Source organism: Bradyrhizobium lablabi (genome assembly GCF_018129385.1).
GTDB classification, from domain to species: domain Bacteria; phylum Pseudomonadota; class Alphaproteobacteria; order Rhizobiales; family Xanthobacteraceae; genus Bradyrhizobium; species Bradyrhizobium lablabi_C.
Genome location: NZ_JAFCLN010000037.1, coordinates 1 through 22,256, shown reverse-complemented (window position 1 = coordinate 22,256; position 22,256 = coordinate 1). Strand labels below are relative to the sequence as shown.

Annotated in this window: 23 protein-coding genes; 15 read left to right on the top strand and 8 right to left on the bottom strand. The window is 63.5% G+C overall.

Features of this window, described 5'->3' with window-relative positions:
• Positions 1-561 precede the first annotated feature (561 nt).
• Together flhA and JQ628_RS33945 are read left to right on the top strand one after the other, a co-directional pair.
• A complete protein-coding gene (gene flhA, locus JQ628_RS33950; RefSeq protein WP_212230860.1) occupies positions 562-2,694 on the top strand; it encodes a flagellar biosynthesis protein FlhA in 2,133 nt (710 codons plus the stop codon).
• 333 nt (positions 2,695-3,027) lie between these two features.
• Complete coding sequence (locus JQ628_RS33945; protein ID WP_212230858.1) at positions 3,028-3,225, top strand: hypothetical protein; 198 nt, start codon at positions 3,028-3,030, stop codon at positions 3,223-3,225.
• 149 nt (positions 3,226-3,374) lie between these two features.
• Here JQ628_RS33945 and JQ628_RS33940 read toward each other — a convergent pair whose 3' ends face one another.
• The 4 genes from JQ628_RS33940 to fliI all read right to left on the bottom strand — a co-directional run bounded on the left by JQ628_RS33940 (position 3,375) and on the right by fliI (position 6,936).
• On the bottom strand, positions 3,375-4,283 hold the full coding sequence (locus JQ628_RS33940) for an anti-sigma factor (protein ID WP_212230862.1): 909 nt from the start codon (positions 4,281-4,283) through the stop codon (positions 3,375-3,377).
• Between the two features lie 72 nt (positions 4,284-4,355).
• The gene (locus JQ628_RS33935) at positions 4,356-4,904 is read right to left on the bottom strand and encodes a sigma-70 family RNA polymerase sigma factor (protein ID WP_212230856.1); all 549 of its coding nucleotides are present in this window, start codon (positions 4,902-4,904) and stop codon (positions 4,356-4,358) included.
• A gap of 177 nt (positions 4,905-5,081) precedes the next feature.
• Entirely contained in the window at positions 5,082-5,501 is a 420-nt protein-coding gene (gene fliJ / locus JQ628_RS33930) for a flagellar export protein FliJ (RefSeq protein ID WP_212230854.1), read from the bottom strand.
• 109 nt (positions 5,502-5,610) lie between these two features.
• The gene (gene fliI / locus JQ628_RS33925; RefSeq protein ID WP_212230852.1) at positions 5,611-6,936 is read right to left on the bottom strand and encodes a flagellar protein export ATPase FliI; all 1,326 of its coding nucleotides are present in this window, start codon (positions 6,934-6,936) and stop codon (positions 5,611-5,613) included.
• A 369-nt stretch (positions 6,937-7,305) separates the two neighbouring features.
• Between fliI and ctrA the strand changes: the two genes are divergently transcribed.
• The 13 genes from ctrA (at position 7,306) to JQ628_RS33860 (ending at position 19,412) form a co-directional block, all read left to right on the top strand.
• Positions 7,306-8,007: a response regulator transcription factor CtrA gene (gene ctrA / locus JQ628_RS33920; RefSeq protein ID WP_212230850.1), complete on the top strand. Its 702-nt coding sequence runs from the start codon at positions 7,306-7,308 to the stop codon at positions 8,005-8,007.
• Positions 8,008-8,180: 173 nt separating this feature from the next.
• A complete protein-coding gene (locus JQ628_RS33915) occupies positions 8,181-8,987 on the top strand; it encodes a cytochrome P460 family protein (protein ID WP_212230848.1) in 807 nt (268 codons plus the stop codon).
• Between the two features lie 356 nt (positions 8,988-9,343).
• On the top strand, positions 9,344-10,282 hold the full coding sequence (locus JQ628_RS33910; RefSeq protein WP_212230845.1) for an ABC transporter permease: 939 nt from the start codon (positions 9,344-9,346) through the stop codon (positions 10,280-10,282).
• On the top strand, positions 10,279-11,166 hold the full coding sequence (locus tag JQ628_RS33905; protein WP_212230843.1) for an ABC transporter permease: 888 nt from the start codon (positions 10,279-10,281) through the stop codon (positions 11,164-11,166). Before JQ628_RS33910 ends, JQ628_RS33905 begins: the two co-directional genes overlap by 4 nt.
• Entirely contained in the window at positions 11,163-12,725 is a 1,563-nt protein-coding gene (locus tag JQ628_RS33900) for an ABC transporter substrate-binding protein (protein ID WP_212230841.1), read from the top strand. Before JQ628_RS33905 ends, JQ628_RS33900 begins: the two co-directional genes overlap by 4 nt.
• Positions 12,726-12,746: 21 nt before the next feature.
• On the top strand, positions 12,747-14,318 hold the full coding sequence (locus JQ628_RS33895) for an ABC transporter substrate-binding protein (RefSeq protein ID WP_212230839.1): 1,572 nt from the start codon (positions 12,747-12,749) through the stop codon (positions 14,316-14,318).
• Positions 14,318-15,310, top strand: a complete 993-nt coding sequence (locus JQ628_RS33890) for an ABC transporter ATP-binding protein (protein ID WP_212230837.1) — start codon at positions 14,318-14,320, stop codon at positions 15,308-15,310. Before JQ628_RS33895 ends, JQ628_RS33890 begins: the two co-directional genes overlap by 1 nt.
• Complete coding sequence (locus tag JQ628_RS33885; protein WP_212230835.1) at positions 15,307-16,386, top strand: ABC transporter ATP-binding protein; 1,080 nt, start codon at positions 15,307-15,309, stop codon at positions 16,384-16,386. The genes JQ628_RS33890 and JQ628_RS33885 overlap by 4 nt, the downstream gene beginning before the upstream one ends.
• A 71-nt stretch (positions 16,387-16,457) precedes the next feature.
• On the top strand, positions 16,458-17,048 hold the full coding sequence (locus JQ628_RS33880) for a DUF4126 domain-containing protein (RefSeq protein WP_212230832.1): 591 nt from the start codon (positions 16,458-16,460) through the stop codon (positions 17,046-17,048).
• A gap of 102 nt (positions 17,049-17,150) precedes the next feature.
• Complete coding sequence (locus tag JQ628_RS33875; RefSeq protein ID WP_212230830.1) at positions 17,151-17,555, top strand: DUF350 domain-containing protein; 405 nt, start codon at positions 17,151-17,153, stop codon at positions 17,553-17,555.
• A gap of 2 nt (positions 17,556-17,557) precedes the next feature.
• Entirely contained in the window at positions 17,558-17,938 is a 381-nt protein-coding gene (locus JQ628_RS33870; protein WP_212230829.1) for a hypothetical protein, read from the top strand.
• A gap of 86 nt (positions 17,939-18,024) precedes the next feature.
• The gene (locus tag JQ628_RS33865) at positions 18,025-18,246 is read left to right on the top strand and encodes a hypothetical protein (protein WP_212230827.1); all 222 of its coding nucleotides are present in this window, start codon (positions 18,025-18,027) and stop codon (positions 18,244-18,246) included.
• 8 nt (positions 18,247-18,254) lie between these two features.
• Positions 18,255-19,412 carry a glutathionylspermidine synthase family protein gene (locus tag JQ628_RS33860; RefSeq protein WP_212230825.1) on the top strand — a complete coding sequence of 386 codons (1,158 nt, stop codon included), beginning with the start codon at positions 18,255-18,257 and terminating at the stop codon, positions 19,410-19,412.
• A 6-nt stretch (positions 19,413-19,418) separates the two neighbouring features.
• On the opposite strand, the gene JQ628_RS33855 is transcribed toward JQ628_RS33860, so the two are convergent.
• From JQ628_RS33855 to JQ628_RS33840, 4 genes are all read right to left on the bottom strand, one after another.
• Positions 19,419-20,279, bottom strand: a complete 861-nt coding sequence (locus JQ628_RS33855) for a CheR family methyltransferase (protein WP_212230823.1) — start codon at positions 20,277-20,279, stop codon at positions 19,419-19,421.
• Entirely contained in the window at positions 20,276-21,442 is a 1,167-nt protein-coding gene (locus tag JQ628_RS33850) for a protein-glutamate methylesterase/protein-glutamine glutaminase (RefSeq protein ID WP_212230821.1), read from the bottom strand. The genes JQ628_RS33855 and JQ628_RS33850 overlap by 4 nt, the downstream gene beginning before the upstream one ends.
• A gap of 131 nt (positions 21,443-21,573) precedes the next feature.
• Complete coding sequence (locus JQ628_RS33845) at positions 21,574-21,939, bottom strand: response regulator (RefSeq protein WP_100416586.1); 366 nt, start codon at positions 21,937-21,939, stop codon at positions 21,574-21,576.
• Between the two features lie 56 nt (positions 21,940-21,995).
• Positions 21,996-22,256, bottom strand: a 261-nt coding sequence (locus JQ628_RS33840; RefSeq protein WP_212230820.1) for a chemotaxis protein CheW, incomplete at its 5' end; no start/stop codon positions are given.

The window sequence follows — 22,256 nt, the reverse complement described above, 5'->3', positions numbered from 1 at the left end:
AGAGCGCGATATAAGCCGTAAAGCCATTGCGCAGGGGATGTCGGAGTGTTCTCCGCTCACCTGTATGCTCGTGTGCATTTTTTTGTTGCGCAAGCAGCGCACACGGGACCGCGGGTGCAGCGCGCACCCGGCATTCCCTGCTCCCTCTGTTTTGAAGAGGGACAACGAATTTGCAAACCTCGGATGCAAATTGCGTCGCGAGAATGCCTCCACTCGTCATTCCGCGGCGCGCGTAGCACGAGCCCGGAATCCATAGCCACAGACCGTCATCGTTTCGAAGAAAGCCGTTGAAAATCTCGCCCAGCCACGACCGTCACGGCGTATGGATTCCGGGCTCGCGCCAAGAGGCGCGCCCCGGAATGACACCCCCCGTTAACCCTTTACTAACCATACACCGGGCAAAAATTGCCGGGTGAAGTCGAGTGTCGTCGATCGCGTTAGCAACGGGAGGATACCCCCGTGGACGCCAGTGCGGTGCCTCACTTTCGAAACGGTGGCCTCTCGGCCGCCGCGCAGACGTTTGGGGCCCGCGGGCGGCAGACGCGGGGGGAGGCAGCTACGATGGTCGACATCACCGCAGGTCAGGGCACGGGCGCCGGCGGCGGATTTCCCTCGTTAAGCGAAATCGGCGGCATGCTGAAGCGCGGCGACATCGCGCTCGCCTTCGGCATCCTCACCATTCTGGTGGTGCTGATCCTGCCCCTGCCCCCGATCGTGCTCGACCTGTTCCTGGCGATCTCGATCACGCTGTCGGTGCTGATCCTGATGACCTCGCTGTTCATCCAGGCGCCGCTGGAATTTTCGGCCTTCCCGACCATCCTCTTGATCTCGACCATGCTGCGGCTGTCGCTCAACCTGGCCTCGACCCGGTTGATCCTGTCTCACGGCCATGAGGGCACGGCGGCTGCCGGCCACGTCATCGAAGCCTTTGGCAATTTCGTGATGGGTGGCAACTTCGTGATCGGCATCATCGTGTTCGCGATCCTCGTGATCGTGAACTTCGTGGTCATCACCAAGGGTTCGGGCCGCATCGCCGAAGTTGCGGCGCGCTTCCACCTCGACGCCATGCCCGGCAAGCAGATGGCGATCGACGCCGACCTCGGCGCCGGCCTGATCGATGAAGCGACCGCCAAGAAGCGCCGCAAGGAGCTGGAGGACGAAAGCGGCTTCTTCGGCGCCATGGACGGTGCCTCCAAATTCGTGCGCGGCGACGCCGTCGCCGGCCTCCTGGTCGTCTTCATCAACATCATCGGCGGCATCATCATCGGCGTCGCGCAGCAGGGCATGGGCTTTGCCGACGCCGCCCGCACCTACACCGTGCTGACCGTCGGCGACGGCCTCGTCACGCAGGTGCCAGCGCTGATCGTCTCGACCGCCGCGGGCCTGCTGGTCTCCAAGGCCGGCGTCACGGGTGCTGCCGACAAGGCGCTGATGAAGCAGCTCTCCGGCTATCCGCAGGCGCTCGGCATGTCGGCCGGCGTCATGCTGGTGCTCGCACTGCTGCCGGGCATTCCGATGATCCCCTTCCTGGCGCTCGGCAGCGGCGCCGCCGCGCTGGCCTGGAAGGCCAACCGCTTCAAGCACAAGACCGCGGCCGCCGAAGCCGCTGCGGCCGCCGCCCCTGCCGCCGAAGCCGCTGCCGCGGCGGCCGCCGCGGAAGAGCCGATCTCGTCCGCGCTGAAGATCGACGATCTCAAGATCGAGCTCGGCTATGCGCTCCTGCCGCTGGTCAACGGCCCCGACGGCACCGACCGCCTGACCGAGCAGATCAAGGCGTTGCGCCGCTCGCTCGCGATCGAAATGGGCTTTGTGATGCCCGCGGTGCGCATCCTCGACAACGTGCAGCTCGAGGCCAACACCTACATCATCAAGATCAAGGAGGTCGACGCCGGCACCGGCAAGATCTGGCCGAACCAGTTCATGGTCATGGACCCCGCCGGCAACCAGGTGCAGGTGCCCGGCATCCACACCGTCGAGCCGACATTCGGATTGCCCGCCACCTGGGTGGACGCCGCGCTGAAGGAAGAAGCCTCGCTCAAGGGCTACACCGTGGTCGATGCCGCGACCGTGCTGTCGACCCACCTGACCGAACTGCTCAAGAACAACATGAGCGACCTGCTCTCCTATGGCGAGGTGCAGAAGCTTCTCAAGGACCTGCCGAAGGAACAGGGCGAACTGGTCAAGGACATCGTGCCGAGCGCGGTCACCGTGTCGGGCATCCAGCGCGTGCTCCAACTGCTGCTTGCCGAGCGCATCTCGATCCGCGACCTCTCCACCATCCTCGAAGGCATTGCCGATGCGCTGGCCTTCTCGCGCAATCCGGCGACCATCGTCGAGCACGTGCGCGCTCGGCTGGCGCGGCAGATTTGTGCGCAAAACACCTCCTACAACGGCTACCTGCCGCTGATCGCACTGTCGGCGCGCTGGGAGCAGGCCTTTGCCGAGTCGATCGTCGGCACCGGCGAGGACCGCAGCCTGGCGATGCAGCCCTCAAAGCTTTCGGAGTTCATGACCTCGGTGCGCAACGCCTTCGAGCAGGCCGCCCGCGAGGGCGAGGCGCCGGTGCTGGTGACATCAGCCGCGATCCGGCCCTTTGTCCGTTCGCTGGTGGAGCGTTTCCGCTCGCAGACCACGGTGCTGTCGCAGGCTGAAATCCATCCGCGGGCGCGGTTGAAGACGGTAGGGAGCGTGTAGCGGTGCGGGAGTAGTTGTGCCAAATCAGTGCAAGGGCGACCGAAGCTTTTCCGCCACATGCAACTGGTTTGTGGAGCTGGCGGATTTCCAGCCCGCTCTGGCGCTTCATGAACAGCTATTCATTTAAGTACATGTATTAACTTTGGAATTTCGGTATCTGGCGTACCAGGCAGATCGTTCCAATCGCGAGAGTTCACGTCTCATCACTGCCTTGTGATCGCCTCTGGGGAACGGGAGAGCGGATTCCTAGGTTAATGGCAGGCGAGACGTTGAACCTTGCTTTCGATGGAGCACACCAATCCATCAGAGACAGGAAGGCGGCAGGAGACTTCCATGAACCACTCGATCTACAGCGCAGATCGCACGACCCATCTCAAGATCGTGGTCGTGGCGCTCGTGGCGGGTATCCTGGTCGCAGGCTTCAGCATCTCGACGCGCAATACGTCGGACGAAGGAGTGCAAACCGCTCGCGTGATGAAGGCCGGCAAGCCGGTCGCCGTCACCAGCTCGGGCGCTTCGGTGGTCCGCTAACAGAGGAATTACCGGAATTCACGCGGCTCTTTACCAGCCCCCCAAAGTCGCCACGTGGATATATAGAAGACCCCAACTACCCCCAAGTTGACGACCGGAAAGCGCCCGCTCCCCACGGGCGCTTTCTTTTTGTGCCGTCGCAACTGAATTCAGCGCGCCGTCGGCGCGCCCTGCGGCACCGTCTCGATCAGCTTGCCGGAGAATACGACCGGGCCGGTCGGGGCGCCCGTCGTCGAACCGCCTTCCGGCTCTACACTCACCGCAAAGGTCGCCTGGTTGACGACGTCGGGGGCGTAGCCGGACAGCACCGGCCGCGCCGTGAAATCATTGCCGCCGATCACGCCGAGCGAACGCGGCCGTTGCAGCTTGTCGGACACGATCCACAGCTCATAGCTCTTGCCCGGTTCGGGCCGCGCACCGACCTTGCGCACGGTGAAATTCCTGGTCGCGGCATCGACGGTCAGGATGAAGGCCGGCGAGTTGGAATCGCTCTGGAGCAGCGCGACATATTGCGCACCGGCCGGCGGTGGCGGCGTCTTGATCTCGACGGTCTGGATGCGCGGCTTCGGACGGATGGCCTGGGGCAACAGATCGGGCTGATAGACCTGCATCGCGAGCATCACCACCAGCGCCGCGGCGAGCGCGCCGGTAGCGCTTGCGATATTGCGCCAGCGCTTGGCGCGGCCGGCGAGGCGGATCACGTTGGCATCGTCCACGACCGGCGGAGACGCCTGCGCGATCGCGGCTTCGTAGGCATCGTTTGCCGCGACCAGGGTAGACGGAGGCGGCGTCTCTGGCGGCGCCTCGGGCAGCACCAGGGGCGCCTGCTCGCCGCCGTGCCCGATGGCGCGTTGGATGTTCTCCCAGACGATCGGCCGCGGCTCCACGGAGCCCACCATCTGGTTCAATACGCCAAGCCGGAATTCCCAGGCCTGCACGATCGCGGTGAATTCCTTGTCGACGGCCATCATGGTCTCGACCTGCGCCCGCTCGTCGGCATCGAGCGTGCCGAGCGCGTATTCCGCGGCGAGCGCGATATGGTCTTCGCTATAGGCCATCATTCAAACGTCCAAGATCACTTAGTCCGTCACCAGGTCCAGTTCGTCCAAATCCCATCATCCAGGCTCAACTCATCCAAGTCCCAGGCACTCGCGGATATCCAGCATGGCGCGGCGCAGCCATGTCTTCACCGTGTTGACCGGGGCCTCGAACTTCGCCGCCAGTTGCTCGCGGCTCCAGCCGTTGTAGTAGGCCAGCAGCACGAGCTTTTGCCTGTCGGGCTCGAGACGGCCGACGCATTCGAGCAGCCGCTTCAACTCTTCCGTCATCTCGCGCCGCGCCAGCGGGTCGGGACTGTCGGCCGCCACTTCCATCGCCGACGGCTCGTCCTCGAGCGAGGCCTCGCTGCGCTTACGCACCACGTCGATGGCGCGGTTGCGGGCGATCGAGGCCATCCAGGTGATGGGCGACGATATTGCGGGATTGAACTGTCCGGCACTGTTCCAGATCTTGACGTATGCTTCCTGTATGACCTCCTCGGCGAGATCCTGTCGCCGCAAGATACGGAGCACGACGCCATAAAGTTTCGCGCGCGTGGCGGCGTACAGCCGCTCGAACGCCGCCTCATCCCCCTTCGCAACCGCGGCAATCAGCCAGACCAACTCAGCCGGCGTCAGCATTCAGCCTCCCCCAAATCGCGATCCCCCATCGCTTTCGGACCCCGGGAGCGATCAACACGTCCTCGTAGCATACCTCGCGGAAAAGGGGCCACCAAGTCGCCGAATTGCCGAGAATTTCAAAGAAAAACCCGGACCTTGCGGCCCGGGTTCTCGTGGACGGATAGAACTAAAGACGTGTCAGGCAATCGCGCCGAGGCGGGCGCGCATCAGGCCGATGGAATCCATGTCGGCCTGCTCGCGGGCGTTCTCTTCGGCGCGCTCGCGCGCCTGGTCGCGCTCGTCCAGCAGCTCGACCTTCTTGAGCTCCTCGAAGGCTTCGCCCAGGAGCGCCTTGGCGTCCTCGAGCTGGACGCGCAGTTCGTCGGCGGAACGGGTCAGGTTCTCCCGGCGCTGGATCGCGGCCTTGGCATAGGTCGGGTAAGCGAAGTGCGAGGGATCGTTGATCCCCGCGCGCTCCTGCTCGGTCTGGATCTCGCGCTCGAGGTCGACCGACATCCGCTGGAATTCAGCGATCATGCCTTCGATCTGGGCGACCCGGCGGCGCTTCTCATCGACCTGAAATTTCTTCAGCCGAATGAGCGTTTCTCGTGACTTCATCGACTCATACTCCCCAGAAGTCCCAATTCAAGACGCGGGACACAGCCGGCTCCCCGTTGGGCCCCGCCGGCATAGCTACTGATGTGCCGCGGATGATGGCCTGACAAAGTTAGCGTTCCGTTTCCAAGTGTCCGAGGATTTGCGCCAGTTGTCTGTAACCGTCGCCCAGAGAGGCTTTTTCATCCTTGCGCTGCCGCAGAAACGCCTCCAGCGGCTCGTGCAGCGCGATGGCCTCGTCGACCTCGGGGCTGGAACCGGCGCGGTAGGCGCCGAGCCGGATCAGTTCCTCCATGTCGGCATAGGTCGCCATCACCTGGCGCGCCTTGGTGATGACAGGCATGAAGACGGGATCGGCCGATTTCGGCATGGTGCGGGAGACGGATTTGAGGATGTTGACGGCCGGATAGCGCCCCCGCTCGGCAATCGAGCGCTGCATCACGATATGGCCATCGAGGATGCCGCGCACGGCGTCCGCGATCGGCTCATTATGGTCGTCGCCGTCGACCAGCACGGTGAAGATCGCGGTGATGGTGCCGTTACCCATGCCCGGCCCGGCCCGCTCCAAAAGCTTCGGCAGCTCGGTGAAGACAGTGGGCGTATAGCCCTTTGCGGTCGGCGGCTCGCCGGCGGACAGGCCGATTTCGCGCTGCGCCATCGCAAAGCGCGTGACCGAGTCCATCATGCACATGACGTCCTTGTCCTCGTCACGGAAATATTCGGCGATCGCCAGCGTGAGGTAGGCGGCCTGCCGCCGCATCAGCGCCGGCTCGTCGGAGGTGGCGACCACCACGACCGAGCGTGCCAGACCTTCCTCGCCAAGGTCGTCCTGCAAGAACTCCTGCACCTCGCGGCCGCGTTCGCCGATCAGGCCGATCACCGAGATGTCGGCATCGACATTGCGCGCCAGCATCGACAGCAACACCGACTTGCCGACGCCGGAGCCGGCGAAGATGCCCATGCGCTGGCCGCGGCAGCAAGTGAGGAACGTGTTGAGCCCCCGCACACCGAGATCGAGCGGCCGGCCGACCCGCTTGCGCGAATGCGCCGGGGGTGGCGAGTTCCGGTAGGGCATGGGCGATGGTCCCTGCACCAGCGGCCCCTTGCCGTCGATCGGTTCCCCCATCGCGTTGAGCACGCGGCCGAGCCAGAACGGCGACGGCCGCACCTGCCCCGCCGCATTGGCGATGACCGCGCGGCAGCCGCGGCGCACGCCCTCCAGCCCGGCGAACGGCATCACGACAGCATTGTTGCCGGAAAAGCCGATCACCTCGGCCGGGATGAAACGGTTGCTGCCGGTCTCGATCACGATGCGGGCGCCGACCGACATGGCGTGGATGGGACCCGCGATCTCCACCATGAGGCCGCGGACGCCGACGACCCGGCCATAGATATTGACGCCATCGATGTCGCTGATCTGTTCGGCGAGCGCCTTCATTGCGAAAACCTTAAGTTTCCGCGCTTTTCGGCCGGCCGCTTAACTTCGTGTTTACCCGCATCATTAATCATTACGTCACTGTCTTTGGTGACTGAGTGCGCGCTTGCTCTTCAGAAAGAAGGGCGAATCGCGGGAGTCGATTAACTCCGACTCTTAACGTGGAACTTGAGCTGCTGGGGTTACGGAAAACTGCTTCTGGGCAATATCTTAGGGCGATTCGTCAAAAATTGCACTTAAAGAGCTTGCGAACCGGAATCAGATTTTGTTAACCATGTGTCGTCAGGATCCGAATCAGTTGTTCAAAGGCGTTTTGAGTGCCGCAGGTGCGGCCGACCTGACGCCCGGAGCGGCGGCCTAAAGGGGACTGGCATGCGCGTTTTGCTGATTGAAGATGACAGCGCCGTCGCGCAGTCAATCGAGCTTATGCTCAAATCAGAGAGCTTTAACGTCTACACGACGGACCTCGGCGAAGAAGGCGTCGATCTCGGGAAGCTCTACGACTACGACATTATCCTTCTCGACCTGAACCTGCCCGACATGTCCGGCTACGACGTGCTCAAGCAGCTCCGGGTTTCCAAGATCAAGACCCCCATTCTGATCCTCTCCGGCCTCGCCGGCATCGAGGACAAGGTCAAGGGTCTCGGCGTCGGCGCCGACGACTACATGACCAAGCCCTTCCACAAGGACGAACTGGTTGCCCGCATCCACGCGATCGTGCGTCGGTCCAAGGGGCACGCCCAGTCGGTCATCCAGACCGGCGATCTCGTGGTCAATCTCGACACCAAGACGGTCGAGGTCGGCGGCCAGCGCGTGCACCTGACGGGCAAGGAATACCAGATGCTGGAGCTGCTTTCGCTCCGCAAGGGAACCACCCTCACCAAGGAAATGTTCCTCAACCATCTCTATGGCGGCATGGACGAGCCGGAGCTGAAGATCATCGACGTCTTCATCTGCAAGCTGCGCAAGAAGCTGGCGAATGCTTCCGAAGGCCGCAACTTCATCGAGACCGTGTGGGGCCGTGGCTACGTGCTGCGCGAGCCGACCGAGGCCGACGAGCGCATCCCCGCCTAAAGGGTTGTAAGCAGCGAGCCCGTTGGCTCACTCCTCCCGACTGGACCCCGCCGCAAATGGCGGGGTTTTTGTTTTCGGGCCGCCTCCCAAGCGACAAATTCGCTCCCTCCGGATTGAAACCCGCTTAGCGGTGTCTCGTACTTGACGGAATTGTCCGCAAACGGGGGGAAGTCATGAAAAACGTCAGTCTGGCTGCCGCAGTCGCCCTCGGGTCCGCGTCGGGCGCGCTGATCGGCTATTCGGCGCTGGCCGGCGGCGACAAGGTCGCCTTTCCGGAGAATTTCGACAAGGGTACGCTGTATGCCACGGTCGATCGTCACGACAACAAGCAGTATCGCGAGCTCTGGGCGACGACGGCAGCCGTCGATGCCGCGCGCAAGGGCCAGCCGATCCCGAGCGGCACGGTCCTGACGCTGGTGCAGTACAAGGCGCAGCTCGATGCTGCCGGCAACCCGACCAAGGATGCCAACGGCCGTTTCCAGAAGGGCGAACTCGTCGCCTACACGGTGATGGAGAAGCGCGATGGCTGGGGCACCGAGTACAAGGACGATATTCGCAACGGCGAATGGGAGTACCAGGCGTTCGGCCCCGACAAGAAGGTCAACGACAAGGCCAACCTGACAGCCTGCTTCACCTGCCACAAGCCGCATGCCGGGCAGGACTTTGTGATCTCACTGGCGGGTTTGAAGGGAACGCCTGAGGGCGCCATGGCAAAGCCCGCGGGCGGTCCCGGCGTGGTCTCGATTTCCGACTTCAAGTTCGGACCCGAGACCGTCGTCGTCAACAAGGGCCAGACCATCACCTGGCACAACACCGATTCTTCGCCGCACCAGGTGACGATCACCGGCGCCAAGGCACAGCGTTCGTCGATCGCGCTGAAAGGCCAGTCCACCCAGCTGACGCTCGCCGACGCGGGGATCTACGATTACATCTGCGGCCTGCACCCGGCGATGAAAGGCAAGATCGAGGTCAAGGAATAGTCAGTTCAGATCACACGACCTGGAACTGATCAAACAGACAAACAACGATTGCACCCCGCCGCAAATGGCGGGGTTTTGTTTTTGCGGTGACGAAGTTTCCGTCGAGCGGAATGTTCCGTTCATCGCACGCGCATTCGCGCTGTGCTGATCGTTGCAGTCGCACGCGACAAGGCGGCGCAGTTCGAAGCCAATGACAAAATGGGCGTGACGCCACATCCGGCTCATGTCAGTATCTCGATACAAGCAAAGTCCGCGCACGTCGGACAGAAGCGCGGCTGCCAGGGAGGGGACTGCCAAGCTTCGGCGTAAAGCCGCAGAGCGGCCCGACTTGGCCTAACCGAGTCCGCTGGCGTCGCATGGGGCAACAGATTGTCCATCGTCTGCTGATTTCGTTCCCCGCCTTGCTCGGGGTGCTCTTCCTCTGCTTCTGCTTGCTCCAGGTCGTGCCCGCCGATCCGGCGATGATCATCGCAGGCCCTGACGCCAAGGCTGAAACCATCGCGGCGATCCGTCAGGAGCTTGGCCTCGACCGCTCGATCCCGGTCCAGTTCTTCGAATACATCCTGCGCGTCCTGCGCGGCGATCTCGGCCGCTCGATCATCTCGAACCGGATGGTCAGCGAAGAGCTTGCGATGACCATTGGACCCACCGTCGAGCTGATGCTGGGCGCGATGCTGATCGCGGTTCCCAGCGGGCTTGCGCTGGGAACGCTGGCGGCGGTCAATCGCGGGCGGATCACCGACCGCATCATCATGGCCTGTTCGGTCGCCGGCGTTTCCATGCCGGTGTTCTTCATCGGCCTGATCCTGATCCAGTATGTCGGCTTCAAATGGGGCCTGCTGCCGTTCACGGGACGCACCGGGCCGGTGTGGGACGGCGGATTGCCGAGCCTGATCCTGCCCGCCTTGACGCTCGGACTCGTGCTGATCGGGCCAATCGCGCGGCTGACGCGCACCGCGGTGCTCGAAGTGCTGGGCGCCGATTTCGTGCGCACGGCGCGCGCGAAAGGGCTGAGGGAGCGCGTCGTGATCGTGCATCACGCGCTGCGCAATGCGATGATCCCCGTCGTCACCCTGATCGGGCTCCAGGCGGCGTTCCTGCTCGGCGGCGCTGTCGTCACCGAGACGATGTTCTCGTGGCCCGGTGTTGGGCGGCTTGCGGTCGGCGCCATCGTCTCCAGCGATTTTCCGACCGCGCAGGGCGCGATCATGATCCTCGCCGTCGCCTTCCTGACCATCAACCTGCTGGTCGACGTGCTCTACGTCTACCTCGATCCGAGGGTGCAGCGGCGATGAGCGTTGAAGCCCTGGAAGCAGCACCCGTCGCCGACTACCAGACCGGCGTATTCGCCCGCGCCGGCGTGCTGCGGCGGCTGGCGCGCGACCGGGTGGCGGCAGCCGCGGCGATCGCGCTCGGCGTCATCGTGCTGGCGGCGGTGTTCGCGCCGTGGATTGCGCCCTACGATCCCTACTTCACCGACCTCACCAAGGTGATGCAGGCCCCGAGCGCCCAGCACTGGTTCGGCACCGACAATACCGGACGCGACGTGTTGAGCCGCGTCATCTTCGGTACGCGCAACACGCTGATGCTCGGCCTGATCGGCGTGATCGTCGGCGGGCTGATCGGCGGTGTGCTTGGCATCCTCGCAGCCTACTACCGTCGGCTCGATGGCTGGATCATGCGCCTCGTCGACATCATGCTGGCGTTCCCCGCCATCCTGATCGGCCTCGCAGTCGCCGCGATCTTCGGTGCCGGACTTACCGCGGTTATCATCGCGCTTGTCGTCGCCACCGTACCCGATGTCGCGCGGGTGGCGCGCGGCGCAGCCGTCGGCGTCATGGGCCAGGAATTCATGGAAGCGGGCCGCGCAGTCGGTGTGTCCGACGGCGCACTGATCTGGCGCTACCTGACGCTCAACTGCATCTCGACGATCTTCGTGTTCCTGACGCTGCGCTTCGGCCAGATCATCCTGATCGGATCGGCGCTCGGCTTCCTCGGCATGGGCGCGCAACCGCCGACCGCCGAGCTCGGCATGATGGCCGCGCAAGGCCGCGACTTCCTGTTCATGGCGCCGCACATCGCGACCGTTCCGAGCTGCGCGATCTTCGTGATCGTGCTGGCCGCCAACCTGCTTGGTGACGCCTTCCGTGACGTTCTCGATCCGAGGCTACAGACATGATCAGAACCGCCCTGACTGCCGCATTCGCCTTGACCATCGCAGCTCCCGCGTCCGCCCAGACCCTGATGATGATGAAGGGCATCGACGCGCCGCACTATGACGGCCATCGCACCACGTGGGGACCGACGTCCGACATCGTCAACATGTTCCAGGACACGCTGGTGGCGCTCGATTGGGACGGCCGAACGCCGGTCCCCTATCTGGCAAAATCCTGGGATATCAGTGAAGACGGCAGGATCTATACGTTCAAACTGCGCGACGACGTCACCTTCTGTAGCGGCAAGAAATTCACCGCCGCGGACGTGATCTACAGCTTCAAGCGGCTCAAGGATCCCGCGATCAAGGGACCCTATGCGTGGCGTGCCGGCAATATCAAGGAGCTGCGTGCGCCCGATCCCTACATCGTGCAATACGAGCTCGAGGAGCCCTATTCCGACCTGCTGCTACAGCTCACGATGTTCACCAACTCGATCCACAACAAGGACAGCGTGGAGGCGCTCGGCAAGGATTATGGCATCAAGGGCATCGACGGCACCGGGCCGTGGTGCTTCGACCACTGGCAGCCACGCACCGAGATCGTGCTCAAGCGCCACGATGCGTACAAATGGGGCCCGTCGATGTACAAGAACAAGGGCCCGGTGAAATTCGAAAAGCTGGTCATCAAGATCGTCCCTGAAGATTCCAGCCGCGTGGCGGCGATGATGTCCGGCCAATTCGACATCACCCACCAATTCCCGTCGCAGTTCATCAGCCAGGCCAGGGCTGCCCCGATGCTGACGGTGACCGAAGCAAAACCCAATTTCCAGTTGCTCTATTTCGGCTTCAAGACGACGCGGCCGATGGTTTCGGACCGCCGTGTGCGCGAGGCCATGAGCATCGCCATCAATCGCGCGGAGATTGCGAAGGGCATTTTGCTCGGCAACGCGACGCCTGCCCTCACCGTCGTCGACAAGGACGCGCTCGACCACGATCCGAAGACGGCCGGCCTCGTCAAGGAAGACATCGAGCGGGCCAGGCAATTGCTCGAGGAAGCCGGCTGGAAGGTCGGCGCCGACGGCATCCGCGCGAAGGACGGCGAAAAGCTTGCACCAAAGGTCTACTTCACCGCCAACGCCAATTCCGCGCGCTGCGCCGAAGCGATACAGGGATATCTGCGCAAGATCGGCGTCGACTGGCGGCTTCACCCGTGGGACTCGACGATCTCGCCGGTCAAGATGGCCGAGCAGGACTATGAGATCTGGTCGGTGACAGTGCCGTATTTGTCGGCCGGCGATCTCATGAACATCTACTTCGATTCACGCAACATCCCGACACCCAACCGGATGAACTGGAAGGATGCCGAGACCGACGAGTGGCTGAAGCAGGGCCGCTCCGCACTCACCGAATCCGATCGCGCCAAATATTACGCGATGGTGCAGCAGAAGGTCATGAAGGAGCACCTGTGGATTCCCGTGCTCAACATCAACATGGACCAGGTGGCCAACAAGAAGATCAAGGGCGCCCGGCCGCACATGATCTACCAGAACACTTTCTACAAGGGTCTCGACGTGTCGCTTTAGAAATCAGCAAGGGGAACGACGATGCGCGGTGTTTTCGCAGGTAGCCTGGCCCTGTTCGGGGCGGTCGTGGCGTGTTCGGCGGCTGAAGCACAAACACTGAGGATGATGAAGTCGCTCGACGCGCCGCATTATGACGGCCAGCGCACGACCTGGTCACCGACATCTGACATCGTCAACATGTTCCAGGATACGCTTGTGGCGCTCGACTGGGACGGCAAGACTGCGATTCCCTACCTCGCAAAATCGTGGACGATCAGCGAGGACGGCAAGACCTACATATTCAAGCTGCGTGACGACGTGACATTCTGTAGCGGCAAGAAGTTCACCGCCGCTGACGTGATCTACAGCTTCAAGCGGCTGAAGGACCCGGAAACCAAGGCGCCCTACGCCTGGCGCGCCGGCGACATCAAGGAATTGCGGGCGCCCGATCCCTACACACTCGAATATGAACTGAAGGAGCCCTACTCCGAGCTGCTGCTACAGCTCACGATGTACACCAACACGATCCACAATCAGGAGAGCGTGGAGTCCCTGGGCAAGGATTACGGCATCAAGGGGATCGACGGCACAGGGCCATGGTGTTTCGAAAGCTGGCAGCCCCGCACCGAGATCGTGCTGAAGCGGCACGACGCCTACAAATGGGGCCCGTCGATGTACAAGAACAAGGGCCCGGTGAAGTTCGAGAAACTCAGCATCAAGATCGTGCCGGAGGATGCAAGCCGGGTCGCTGCCATGCTGGGCGGACAGTTCGACGTCACCCATCAAATCCCGATCGCGTTCATCCAGCAGGTCAAGGCTGCGCCAAACCTCGAGGTCCAGGAAGCTCAACCCAACTTCCAGCTGATGTATTACGGCTACAAGATCTCGCGGCCGATGGTGTCCGATAAGCGCGTGCGCGAGGCGATGAACATCGCGATCAACCGTGCCGACATCGTCAAGGGCATCATGCTGGGCAACGCCGAGCCGGCCTACACCTTCGTCGACCCGAAGGCGCTCGACTTCGCCGAGAAGACCAAGGGCATCATCAAGGAAGACGTCGAACGCGCCAAGGAGCTGCTGGAAGAGGCCGGCTGGAAGGTCGGCGCCGACGGCATCCGCGAGAAGGACGGCATGAAGCTCGCTCCCAGGGTGCTGTTCACGCAGGTCGCCTACTTCCCGCGCGTTTCCGAAGCAATCCAGGGCTACATGCGCAAGATCGGTGTCGACTGGAGAATCGTCGGTTACGATTCCACGATCGCCCCCGCCGAGATGGCCAAGCAGGATTATGAGCTGTGGACCGTAACGGTTCCTTACCTGTCGGCCGGCGAGTTGATGAACATCTATTTCAACTCGAAGAATATCCCGACACCCAATCGCATGAACTGGAACAACGCCCAGACCGATGAATTGCTGCGCGCCGGCCGGGCGTCGCTGACCGACGCCGAGCGGGCCGCCAACTACGCCCGCGTGCAGGAACAGGTGATGGGCGAGCATCTATGGATGCCCGTGATGAACATCGCCATGTACACGACGAGCCAAAAGAAGATGAAGGGTGTCCGCCCGCACATGCTCTATCAGAACACCTTCTACAAGGGACTGGATTATTCGTTCTGATGGAAAATCCTGATGGAAATCTTCTGGAGGTCCGCGGTCTCAAGACCCATTTCAAGACCGACCGCGGCCTGTTTCGTGCGGTCGACGGCATCAGCTTTGACGTGCCGCGTGGCCGCACGGTTGGCCTCGTCGGCGAATCCGGCTGCGGCAAGAGCGTGACCTCGCTCTCGGTGATGGGCCTCGTGCCGAGCCCGCCGGGCAAGGTCGAGGCGGAGGCCGTGATGTTCGGCGGCCGCGACGTGCTGGCGCTGTCGGCCGACCAGCGCCGCCGCCTGCGCGGCGGCAAGATGTCGATGATTTTTCAGGAGCCGATGACCTCGCTCAATCCGGTCCATACCATCGGCCAACAGATCGTCGAGGCCATCCTCGCCCACACCGCGATGTCGCCGCAGGCCGCGCGCGCCCGCGCGATCGAGATGCTGGAGCTGGTGAAGATCCCGTCGGCCGCGCAGCGCGTCGACGACTTTCCGCATAATCTTTCCGGCGGCATGCGCCAGCGCGTGATGATCGCGATGGCGCTGTCGTGCGAGCCGGCGCTGCTGATCGCCGACGAGCCCACGACCGCGCTCGATGTCACCATTCAGGCGCAGATCCTCGATCTGCTCGCCGACCTACAGCGCCGGCTCGGCATGGCGATCCTCATCATCACCCACGATCTCGGCGTGATCGCGGAAGTGGCCGACCAGGTGCTGGTGATGTATGCCGGCCAGATCGTCGAAAGCGCTGACGTCACCGATCTCTTCGCCGATCCGCAGCACCCCTACACCATCGGCCTGCTCGGCTCGATCCCGCGCCTCGACGTCGACCGCGAGCGGCTCGCCACCATCGAGGGCACGGTGCCGAGCCCGAACAACCAGCCAAAGGGCTGCCGCTTCGCCCCGCGCTGTCCGTTCGCCGATGGGCGCTGCCGGCATGAGCCGCCGCCGCATCGCGAGGTGTCGTCAGGTCATATGGTCGCCTGCTGGAAGGCGCCGGTGGAGCTGGCGGCATGAGCGCAGCCCCGGTCCTTCAGGTCGATGGCCTGGTCAAGCATTTTCAGGTCAGCCGCGGCGTGATCCTGCGCCGGCAGGTCGGGCTGGTGCGCGCGGTCGAAGATGTCAGCTTTGAGATCGCGCGCGGCGAGACACTGGCGCTGGTCGGTGAATCCGGCTGCGGCAAGTCGACTACAGGCCGCCTGGTGCTGCGCCTGATGGACCCGACCGCGGGCTCGGTGCGCTTCCGCGGCGAAGAAATCGCGGGCCTCGGCAAGGACGAACTACGCCGGCTGCGGCGGCATATGCAGATCATCTTTCAGGATCCTTATGCCTCCCTCAATCCCCGCATGACGGTTGGTGAAATTCTCTCCGAGCCGCTGCGCGTGCACGACATCGGCGATGCCGCCTCGCGCGAGGCGCGCTCGCGCGAGCTCCTGGAGATCGTCGGTCTGTTGCCCGAGCACGCGCGGCGCTATCCGCACCAATTCTCCGGCGGCCAGCGCCAGCGCATCGGCATTGCGCGTGCGCTCGCCGTCAATCCGGAGCTGATCATCTGCGACGAGCCGGTGTCCGCGCTCGACGTCTCGATCCAGGCGCAGATCGTCAACCTGCTACAGAATTTACAGCAGCGCTTTGGCCTGTCGTACCTGTTCATCGCCCACGACCTTGCCGTGGTAAAGCACATCAGCGACCGCGTCGCGGTGATGTATCTCGGAAAACTCGTGGAGATATCGGACAAGAAGACGCTCTACGCGAGGCCACTGCACCCCTATACCCACGCGCTGCTGTCGGCGATTCCAAAGCCCGACCCGAACCTGCGCACCAAGCGCGCCATGCTACAGGGCGAATTGCCGAGCCCGTTCAATCCACCTTCCGGCTGCCGTTTCCACACGCGCTGCCCGCACGCCAAGCCGCGCTGCTCGCAGGAAGAACCCAAATTGCGCGAGGCCGCGCCCGGCCATCGCGTCGCCTGTCATTTCTTTGAAACATTGCCCGAGCCCAGCATTGCTGCGCGCTCCGGCATCGCGAACGGCAAGTTCGCTGAACGGCTGGCCGCGTTCGAAGCCGCGAAGAAGTTGCGGACGCCGTCCTGAGCGCAACAAGCGTTCTCAACCACCGCGAACGATGATAACTTGCGTCGTCTCGCTTCACGAGTTCATGACGCATGTCGAACGCTGATTTGATCCTGTCGGTCGCGCTCGGCATTGGCCTTGCCGCCGCGACCGGCTTTCGGCTGTTCCTGCCGCTGCTGGTGTTGAGCGGTGCGGCCTATACAGGACATGTCAGCCTGAGCGACAGCTTTGCCTGGCTTGCGACGCCGGCCGCGCTTGCAATGCTCGGCACGGCGGCGCTGGTCGAGATCGCGGCGTTCTATATTCCGGGCGTCGACAATCTGCTGGACACGCTGGCAACGCCCGGTGCCGTCATTGCCGGCACCATCGCGTCCGCCGCCGTCATGACCGACGTTCCGCCGATGGTGAAATGGACCACGGCCGTGATCGCAGGCGGCGGCGTCGCCGGCATCACCCAGGGTCTCACCACCATGCTGCGGGCCAAGTCGACCGTCTTCACCGGCGGGCTCGGCAATTCCGCCGTCGCCACCGCGGAGCTCGGCGGCGCCTCACTGATCTCGCTGCTGGCGCTGGCCGCACCGCTCGCTGCGCTCGCGCTGGTCGTACTCTTTTTCTGGCTGGCGTTCCGGCTGATCCGCAGCCTGACGCGGCGGGCGCCGCCGCCTGGAACCACGCCGCCCTGATGTTAAAGGCGCCGCATTTTGCTTGGGATTGAACCCGCGCCTTGCGTGCACCGACCAACGGTTCGTGCCAACTTGCCGTGATTAACAGGGGGCGTGTAGGGGATGGTTCTGCAATCGCTCGCCGGACTGCCGGCGTTTCTGGTCTATTTCTGCACCGCCATCGTCGCAGTGGTCAGCTATCTCTTCGTCTACACGCACGTCACGCCGCACAATGAGCTGGAACTCATTCGCAACAACAATCCGGCGGCGGCGATCGCGCTCGGCCTGTCCCTGCTCGGCTTCTCGCTGCCGCTGATCAGCGCGATCGCGCATTCGGCCAACGTCTGGGACTGCATGATCTGGAGCGCAATCGCCCTGATCGTGCAGGTCATCGTGTTCTTCATCGTCAGGATACCGGTGCCGAACCTGCCGCAGCGGATCGCCGACGGCGAGCTTGCGCCCGCGATCTGGCTTGGGCTCGCCTCGCTCGCCTTTGGCGCCATCAACGCCGCCTGCATGATCTACTGACCATGGCAGACAAACCTCTCTCCCAGTTCGAACGGCGCAGCCAGGGCACCTCGGTGCCGTCAAGCCGGCCGTCGCAGCCGTCCGCCAAACGTTCGCATCATGTCGTGCTGCTGCTAATGGGCACGATGGCGGTCGGCAGCACGGCCTATATGCTGATGCCGCGCCAGTGCGAGCCGGCGGAGCCGGGCGCGATCCAGAGCGTATCGTCGCCGGCGGAATGTCCGTCGCGCGGATCGTCCTCAAGCAGCCACGGATCCGGAGGGTCGTCGCGATCCAGCTATTACAGCAGCGACTCCTCCACGACCGACTCCAGCAGCGTGAAGCGCGGTGGCTTCGGCTCTTCGGCGCATGCGTTCTCCTCGCACTTCTCTTTCGGCAGCTGATGCACTTTGCCGTGAAGGTCCTGGCTTGCGCTTGCACAAGGCGGGCGAAGGATGACACTCTCCGCTAAGCCCAACGAGATTGCACCATGAAACGCTCCAGACGCGTCGTCCTGACCCTGATGGGAAGTGCCGCCGTCGGTGCGGTCTCGATGGGATTCGTGCCGCGAAGGGATTGCGGTCCGGGCCAGACGGCCGTGCCGGGGCCGGACGGCAGACCCTATTGCCGCGCGACCTATGGCGGCTTCGGCGTCACCTCGCGTCGCATCCATGGCCACGGGCACGGCCATCACCACGGTGGCGGCGGCTAGCGCTTTCCATGCAACGCATCACCTGCCCCGAACGCGACGACTGGCGCGCGACCGCTGAAAGCTCCGGCTTTGACTTTCACACCATCGACGGCGAGCGTTATTGGGACGAGCGTGCTTATTACGCCTTCTCGCTGGGCGAGATCGAGCACGAGATCGAGGCGCCTACCGCCGAGATCGACGCGATGTGTCTCGAACTGGTCGGTCGCGCGGTCGATGACGAGAAATATCTGCGCCGCCTCAAGATACCGGAGGCGTTCTGGCCGCTGATGTCAGAGAGCTGGCGCAAGGACGAGCCGAGCCTTTACGGTCGGCTCGATCTTTCCTTCGACGGCAAGAACCCGGCAAAGCTGCTCGAATACAACGCGGATACGCCGACCTCCATCTTCGAGGCGGCGGTGTTTCAATGGACCTGGCTCGAACAGGCGATCGAGCGCAACATCATCCCCAAGCGCGCCGACCAGTTCAACTCGATCCATGAACGGCTGATCGATGCATGGAAGAAGCTTGGCGGCGTGCGGCACCTGCATCTCGCCGGCATGACTGATAGCACCGAGGATTCCGGCACGCTCGCCTATCTCGAGGACACCGCGGCCCAGGCGGGACTGACGACGACGCTGATCGACATCGAAGACATTGGCCTTGCCGAAGACGGCCGCTTCGTCGATCTCGACGACTGCGCCATCGAATTCATCTTCAAGCTCTATCCCTGGGAATGGATGTTCCGGGACGAATTCGGCGCGCAGCTTGCGAAAGCGCCGACGCGCTGGATCGAGCCGCCGTGGAAGGCCATCCTTTCCAACAAGGGCATCCTGCCCCTGCTGTGGGAGATGTTTCCGAACCATCCGAATCTGCTGCCGGCCTGGTTCGAGGATGATCCGGGCGCGGCAAAGCTCGGCACGTCCTTTGTGCGCAAACCGCTGTTTTCGCGCGAGGGCGCCAATGTGGCGCTGGTCAGCGCCGGCAGCACGCTGGCGGCGCAGGAAGGCCCCTACGGCGCCGAAGGCTACATCCGCCAGGCGTTTGCGCCGCTGCCGAATTTTTCAGGACAATATCCCGTGCTCGGGAGCTGGCTGGTCGACCACACGCCGTGCGGCCTGTCGATCCGCGAGGACGAGAATCCCATCACCGGCAATACGTCGCGCTTCCTGCCGCACGCGATCCTGTGAGCGCGCTCATCGCGCGGCAGCGACAACCCTGAACGGAAACGCGGCGCCCGCACCGCGCGTCTGGTTGGGACGATAGAGCCCGCGCCGTTCCGGATAGGGCTTGAAGGCATCGGAGATGCCGACCACGGATTCGGCCGCGCCCAGCGCCAGCACGCCGTCCGTCTCGACCTGCTTTGCGAGACGATCGAAAATGTTGGTCTTGGTGTCCTGGTCGAAATAGATCAGCACGTTGCGGCAGAAGACGATGTCGAACATGCCGAGATGAGAAAAGTCCTGAAGCAGGTTGAGCTGCCGGTGCTGCACCATGGCGCGGATGTCGGCATTGAGCTGCCACAGCTCGCCCTGCTGGGTGAAATATTTCACCAGCAACTGGATCGGCAGGCCGCGCTGCACCTCGAACTGGGTGAACAGGCCGGCCCTGGATTTCTCCAGCACGCCTTGCGAAAGGTCGGTCGCCACGATTTCGGTGCGCCAGCCGGAAAGCGCTGCACCCATCTCCTTCAGGCACATCGCGATCGAATAAGGCTCTTGTCCGGTCGAGGACGCCGCGCACCAGATGCGGATCGAGCGGCGCGCCGCGCGCGCCTGGATCAGTTCCGGGAGCACGGCTTGCTTGAGGTGATCGAACGGGATCTTGTCGCGGAAGAAGAACGTCTCGTTGGTGGTCATGGCTTCGACCACGTCGGACGTGAGCGCGGCAGCCCCGCTCTTCATCTTCTGGGCAAGTTCGGGAATGCCCGGCAGCCCTGCCCGGCGCGCCAGCGGCATCAGCCGGCTCTCGACCAGGTACTGCTTGTCGGCGGAGAGATCGAGGCCGGAACGCTCTTTCAGAAGCTTGCGCAGATAATCATAGTCCTGGGGCGTCACGACCGGTCTCCTGCAAACAAGCGAACCAGCTTTGGCGCGATCTGATTGAGCGGCAGCACGGCGGCGCAGATACCGGCATTGGCGGCCGCGCCCGGCATGCCCCACACCACGGAGGTGGCCTCATCCTGCGCGATCACGCTGCCGCCGGCGGCGACGATCTCCTTGCCGCCGCGCATGCCGTCGGAGCCCATGCCGGTGAGGATGACCGACATGATTCCGCCCTGCCATACCTCGATCGCCGAGGTGAACAGCGGATCGACCGCGGGCTTGCAAAAGTTCACCGGCGCGCCGTCGTCGAGGACGATGAAGATTTCGCTGCCGTGTTTGCCGACCTTCATGTGGCGGCCGCCCGGCGCGAGATAGATCCGGCCCGGCTTGACGGGCTCGCCGTCAACCGCTTCATGCGCCGGCCGGCGGCTGGAGCGCGCCAGATGCTCGGCCAGAATGGTGGTGAAGGTCGGCGGCATGTGCTGCGTGATCAGCACGGGGAAGCGGTCGATGACCGGGCCGAGATCGGTCACCAGGCTCATCAGTGCCTGTGGGCCGCCGGTCGAGGAGCCGATCAGCAGCACGCGCGGCGCCAGCGTGCCGAACGGACGGCGCATCGAGGCCGTCTGGGCATGCGCAGCGGCCGGCGCAGGCTTTGCCAGCGGCTCGCGCGCGCGTTCCTGCACCGGCGCCAGCGGTGGGCTGGCACCGGCGGCGCGGCGGACCTTTCCGCCGAGATGGCGGATCTTCTGGATCAGATCATGATGGAAGATGTCGGCCGCGGCGGCCTCGCGCGTGCTCTCGGGCTTGGGAATGTAGTCGGAGGCGCCAAGCGACAGCGCCTTGAAGCTGATCTCCGCATTGCGGCGCGTCAGCGTGGAAGCCATGATGATGACGAGATCGCGCTTCCTGGCCAAAAGCTGCGGCAGCGCCGAGATGCCGTCGAGCTCCGGCATTTCGATGTCGAGCACCGCGACGTCGGGATTGATGCGTTCGAGCTGGTTGACGGCATCGAGGCCGGTGCGCAGCGACGCCACCACCTTCATGTCCGCCTCGGCGTCGATCCAGCGCGAGATCATGCCGCGGATCACGACGGAATCGTCCACCACCATCACGCGGATCGGCTCATGCCGCGTCGAAATGGAGGCCGGATGATTCATCAACGCAGTACTCATACTTCACCAACAAACGGCTCAAAACGGCACGATGGAAAACCTTGAGCGTGATCTTGTCGGAAAACCGGTACCCGCTTTTCCCGATCATGCTTTAACGCCGAGGGCCGCTGGGCCGACGGTACGCGAGAACGCTAGATCAGTCCGACTTCCTGGAACTTTGCAGTCACGATGTCCTTGTCGAACGGCTTCATGATGTACTCGTTGGCGCCGGCGTGCAGCGCACGCGCGATATGCGCGACGTCGTTCTCGGTGGTGCAGAACACCACCTTGGGTACATCGCCGCCGGGCATGCGGCGGAGGTTGCCGAGGAATTCATAGCCGTCCATGACAGGCATGTTCCAGTCGAGCAGCACCGCATCGGGCAGCCCGCGCTTGCAGACTTCCAGTGCCTTCTCGCCGTCTTCCGCCTCGACAATCTGGAAATCCAGCCCTTCCAGGATCCGCCGCGCGACCTTCCGGATGACGCTGGAGTCATCGACAACAAGGCATGTTTTCATTTTCGGCCTCTTGCTTCATTCCCTGACGGGACGTTTCCATTTTGGTGTCGTTGACCTCATGCCGCCATCATGTCGGGCGCGAGTTCGAGCACACGATCGACGTCGAGGACGACCATGAGCTGACCGTCGAGGCGATGGACACCGCCGGCGAGCTTGGCCATGCGCGGATCAAGATTGACGGGGTTCTCCTCGCAGCTCGCTTCGGGCAGGCGCAGCACCTCGCCGATCTGGTCGATCAAGAGGCCATAGGATTCGCCGCGCAGGTCGACGCCGACCGCCATCGGCGTCTTGCCGTCCTCGTTGCGGGGCAGACCCAG

Bases quoted from the DNA above. Each gene is read 5' to 3' on its own strand.
- flhA (WP_212230860.1), top strand. From the start codon at position 562: ATGGTCGACATCACCGCAGGTCAGGGCACGGGCGCCGGCGGCGGATTT.
- JQ628_RS33945 (WP_212230858.1), top strand. From the start codon at position 3,028: ATGAACCACTCGATCTACAGCGCAGATCGCACGACCCATCTCAAGATC.
- JQ628_RS33940 (WP_212230862.1), bottom strand. From the start codon at position 4,283: ATGGCCTATAGCGAAGACCATATCGCGCTCGCCGCGGAATACGCGCTC.
- JQ628_RS33935 (WP_212230856.1), bottom strand. From the start codon at position 4,904: ATGCTGACGCCGGCTGAGTTGGTCTGGCTGATTGCCGCGGTTGCGAAG.
- fliJ (WP_212230854.1), bottom strand. From the start codon at position 5,501: ATGAAGTCACGAGAAACGCTCATTCGGCTGAAGAAATTTCAGGTCGAT.
- fliI (WP_212230852.1), bottom strand. From the start codon at position 6,936: ATGAAGGCGCTCGCCGAACAGATCAGCGACATCGATGGCGTCAATATC.
- ctrA (WP_212230850.1), top strand. From the start codon at position 7,306: ATGCGCGTTTTGCTGATTGAAGATGACAGCGCCGTCGCGCAGTCAATC.
- JQ628_RS33915 (WP_212230848.1), top strand. From the start codon at position 8,181: ATGAAAAACGTCAGTCTGGCTGCCGCAGTCGCCCTCGGGTCCGCGTCG.
- JQ628_RS33910 (WP_212230845.1), top strand. From the start codon at position 9,344: ATGGGGCAACAGATTGTCCATCGTCTGCTGATTTCGTTCCCCGCCTTG.
- JQ628_RS33905 (WP_212230843.1), top strand. From the start codon at position 10,279: ATGAGCGTTGAAGCCCTGGAAGCAGCACCCGTCGCCGACTACCAGACC.
- JQ628_RS33900 (WP_212230841.1), top strand. From the start codon at position 11,163: ATGATCAGAACCGCCCTGACTGCCGCATTCGCCTTGACCATCGCAGCT.
- JQ628_RS33895 (WP_212230839.1), top strand. From the start codon at position 12,747: ATGCGCGGTGTTTTCGCAGGTAGCCTGGCCCTGTTCGGGGCGGTCGTG.
- JQ628_RS33890 (WP_212230837.1), top strand. From the start codon at position 14,318: ATGGAAAATCCTGATGGAAATCTTCTGGAGGTCCGCGGTCTCAAGACC.
- JQ628_RS33885 (WP_212230835.1), top strand. From the start codon at position 15,307: ATGAGCGCAGCCCCGGTCCTTCAGGTCGATGGCCTGGTCAAGCATTTT.
- JQ628_RS33880 (WP_212230832.1), top strand. From the start codon at position 16,458: ATGTCGAACGCTGATTTGATCCTGTCGGTCGCGCTCGGCATTGGCCTT.
- JQ628_RS33875 (WP_212230830.1), top strand. From the start codon at position 17,151: ATGGTTCTGCAATCGCTCGCCGGACTGCCGGCGTTTCTGGTCTATTTC.
- JQ628_RS33870 (WP_212230829.1), top strand. From the start codon at position 17,558: ATGGCAGACAAACCTCTCTCCCAGTTCGAACGGCGCAGCCAGGGCACC.
- JQ628_RS33865 (WP_212230827.1), top strand. From the start codon at position 18,025: ATGAAACGCTCCAGACGCGTCGTCCTGACCCTGATGGGAAGTGCCGCC.
- JQ628_RS33860 (WP_212230825.1), top strand. From the start codon at position 18,255: ATGCAACGCATCACCTGCCCCGAACGCGACGACTGGCGCGCGACCGCT.
- JQ628_RS33850 (WP_212230821.1), bottom strand. From the start codon at position 21,442: ATGAGTACTGCGTTGATGAATCATCCGGCCTCCATTTCGACGCGGCAT.
- JQ628_RS33845 (WP_100416586.1), bottom strand. From the start codon at position 21,939: ATGAAAACATGCCTTGTTGTCGATGACTCCAGCGTCATCCGGAAGGTC.